4 protein-coding genes are annotated in these 3197 nt (G+C 73.3%); 1 reads left to right on the top strand and 3 read right to left on the bottom strand.

The annotated features are described in order from the left end of the window. From GA0115240_RS02960 to GA0115240_RS02950, 3 genes are all read right to left on the bottom strand, one after another. On the bottom strand, positions 1 to 548 hold a 548-nt coding region (locus GA0115240_RS02960), incomplete at its 3' end, for a helix-turn-helix domain-containing protein (protein WP_141708701.1). Positions 549 to 667: 119 nt separating this feature from the next. After that, the gene (locus GA0115240_RS02955; protein ID WP_370673264.1) at positions 668 to 928 is read right to left on the bottom strand and encodes a DUF3017 domain-containing protein; all 261 of its coding nucleotides are present in this window, start codon (positions 926 to 928) and stop codon (positions 668 to 670) included. A 227-nt stretch (positions 929 to 1155) separates the two neighbouring features. After that, the gene (locus GA0115240_RS02950) at positions 1156 to 2061 is read right to left on the bottom strand and encodes a bifunctional methylenetetrahydrofolate dehydrogenase/methenyltetrahydrofolate cyclohydrolase (RefSeq protein ID WP_093735075.1); all 906 of its coding nucleotides are present in this window, start codon (positions 2059 to 2061) and stop codon (positions 1156 to 1158) included. Positions 2062 to 2259: 198 nt separating this feature from the next. On the opposite strand from GA0115240_RS02950, the gene GA0115240_RS02945 reads away from it, so the two are divergent. Next, positions 2260 to 2997, top strand: coding sequence for an RDD family protein (locus tag GA0115240_RS02945; RefSeq protein ID WP_093735074.1), 738 nt, complete (start codon positions 2260 to 2262; stop codon positions 2995 to 2997). The last annotated feature ends 200 nt before the right edge of the window (positions 2998 to 3197 follow it).

Below are 3197 nucleotides of genomic sequence, written 5' to 3'. Positions count from 1 at the left end.
CTCCCCGCGCCCGCCGTGCGAGCCGGCGCCCCGGGAGCGGCGACCGCGGCCGACGGCGTCGAACCCGCGGGGGCCCGTCCCGTACTCGGCCCCGCCGTCAGGAGCACCGCGACCAGCGCGGCGGCGGCCAGCGTCCCGACGACCGCCAGCAGCAGGACCCGCCGCCCGCGCCGGGGCAGGCCGTCCTCGGCGCCCAGCGGGTCGAGGGGGTCGGGATACGGCACCGGCCTGCCGGGCACCCGGTCGCCCTGGCCTGCCGCCGCCTTCTCGGCGAGCTTCCACAGCGCGTCGATCCGGTCGTAGTCGGCGCCGCTGGCCTGCGCGAGCACCTCCACGGCGTCCAGCGGCGGCAACCGCCTCCCGGCCAGCGCGCTCTCCCAGGTCCCGGCGGACTGGGCGGTTCGGGCGGCCAGCGCCGGTACGGTCAGCCCGCTGCGGTCCTTCATCCGCCGTAATTGCGTGGCGAGCCGCCGTACATCCACCGGGATACGGTCCGCCAACGGTTCCCACTGCCCCACGCCGGGTCCCTCGCATCCCTCGACAGCCATGCCCGGGCCACGGTAGAACGCGGGTGCCTCGTCCGGAGGAATTTCCGGACAAAGGCATCACGGGGGGCAGGCGAGCTGCTATGGGAAGGATGCGCCGAGCGGTGCCGCGCGCCCCGTCCTCAGCGGACGGAGAAGTGGATGATGTCCTCCAGGAACGGGATCCGGATCAGCGGGTCGGGCTGTGCCATCAGCGCCAGCAGCACTATGGCCAGGCCCAGCACCCCATAGGTGATCACATCCGTGAAACGGCTGCGGACCGCGAGCATGCCGACCTTCGCCAGGCCCCAGCGCAGGCCCGCGCCGACCAGCAGCGAGCTGCCGATCAGCAGCGTTCCGGTCCGGAAGGCGTCGGTCGCGGTCACGATCAGCCCGATCACCACGCCGGCTATGACCAGCAGGATCGGCCACTGCCGGGCGGGGGCCGGGGCATCGCCGCCGGCTGCCGCGCCGCCGCCCTCGGGGCGCGGGGGTGCTGGTGGTCATCGCCGGCCGGCCGCGGGGCTCGCGGGGGTGATGGGGCTCGCGCGGGTCACGGGCGTGCCGCCACGCGGGCTCGGCCGGGTGCCGGGCCGCTTCCGGCTCGGAGGACGGGGTCACCCCGGCCGCCTCAGCCGACACGGCCGGCCGCCCGCTCCGGAGCCGGGACGCCCAGCGCGGCCGCCGCTGCCATCGCCTCGGCCGCCTCCACCACGTTGAGCAGCAGCATCGCTCGCGTCATCGGGCCCACCCGCCCGGACTTCGGCGACAGCCAGCCGGCCACCTCGGCGACGCCCGGATGGATGTCCCCGACGATCTTGCCGTGCTCGTCCCGGCTCACGCCCACGTCGAGCACCGCGGCACCCGGCTTGACGTCCTCCGGCTTGACGATGTGCGGCACACCCGCCGCGGCCACCACGATGTCCGCCTGCCGGAGCTGCGCGGACAGGTCCCGGGTGCCGGTGTGGCACAAGGTCACCGTGGCGTTCTCCGACTTGCGCGTCAGCAGCAGGCCGATCGACCGCCCGACGGTGATGCCGCGCCCGACCACCACCACATGGGCGCCGTTGATCTCCACGTCGTGGCGCCGCAGCAGCTCCACGATGCCGTTGGGGGTGCACGGCAGCGGACCGGGCTCGTTCAGCACCAGCCGGCCCAGGCTCATCGGATGCAGGCCGTCGGCGTCCTTGGCCGGGTCCATCAGCTCCAGCACCCGATTGGTGTCGATGCCCTTGGGCAGCGGCAGCTGGACGATGTAGCCGGTGCACTCCGGGTTCTCGTTCAGCTCGCGGACCACGGCCTCGATTTCCGCCTGGGTGGCGGTGTCCGGCAGTTCGCGCTGGATCGAGGCGATGCCCACCTGGGCGCAGTCGCGGTGCTTGCCAGCCACGTACCACTTGCTGCCCGGGTCGTCACCCACCAGCAGGGTGCCGAGGCCGGGAGTGATCCCGCGGGCCTTCAGGGTCGCGACCCGGGTGGTCAGCTCGGACTTGATCGCTGCGGAGGTGGCCTTGCCATCGAGAATCTGGGCGGTCATGCTCCCATCCTCGCGGATCGGGCCCGCGACCGACCAATCAGCCCGCGAACCGGACAACTTTGTCCCTTGCGCGCCCCCCGTCGCGGGCCGGACGATGTCCCGCGGCCCCTGAAATGTCCGCTCGACGGGCCGCGCCCGCCCTTGTACGTTTTGCCCTTTCTGTCCCCTCGTCCGCCCTGCCCGCTTAAGGAAGAGCCCGTGAGTCAGCCCCCCGGTCCGAGCAATCCGTACGGCGATCCGCCGCAGCCCCACGGCGACGCGCAGCCGTACAGCGAGCCGCAGCAGAGCCCGTACCCGCCGCAGCCCGGACCCTACGGCCAGCCGCCCCAGCAGCCTTACGGATATCCGCAGCAGGGCTTCCCGCAGCAGCAGGGCGGCTTCCCGCCGCCGCAGCCCTACGGTTACGGGCCCGGGCCCGGGCCCGGGTCGCGCGTCCCGCTGCCCGGTATGCCGCCGCTGGCGAGCTGGGGACTGCGGCTGGGCGCCCTTCTCCTCGACGGGCTGATGTTCTTCCTGGTGCCGGTGGGCCTGGCGGCGGCGGGCTACGTCCGGATCGTCATCAAGCTCTCCGAACGGGTGGACGACTGCGACAACCAGGGCATCTCCAGCGACAACTGCCCCCTGCCGCACACGTCGGGCGGCTCCGTCCTCCTGATCGTCCTCGGCGGGGTGCTCGGGCTCGCATCCCTCTTCTACGTCTGCTACCGCGAGGGCGCCACCGGCCAGACCCCGGGCAAGCGGATCGCCGGCATCCGCCTGCTGAAGGAGTACGACGGCGCGACCCTCGGCTTCGGCCTCGCCTTCGGGCGGCGACTGCTGCATGTCCTGGACAACATGGCGTGCTATCTGGGGTGGCTGTGGCCGCTGTGGGACGAGAAGAACCAGACGTTCGCCGACAAGCTGACCCACACGGTGGTCATCCGCGACCAGTCCTGAGGGCGCGCCCCTGACCGGGCACTCACCCGGGGCGCCCCGGCACCCTGACGGGTAACGGAGCGCCCCAAAGGGGCGCGGAGAACCGCGCGACCAGCCCACCCACGCCAACGGGCGAGCCCCAAAGGGGCGCGAGGAACTGCGCGACCAGCCCACCCCGCCAACGGGGCGAGCCCCAAAGGGGCGCGAGGAACTGCGCGAGC

The sequence above is a fragment of the Streptomyces sp. DvalAA-14 genome, assembly GCF_900091855.1.
Taxonomy (GTDB): domain Bacteria; phylum Actinomycetota; class Actinomycetes; order Streptomycetales; family Streptomycetaceae; genus Actinacidiphila.
Note: the sequence above shows the minus strand (reverse complement) of the source record. Positions and strands in the feature narration are given on the sequence as shown.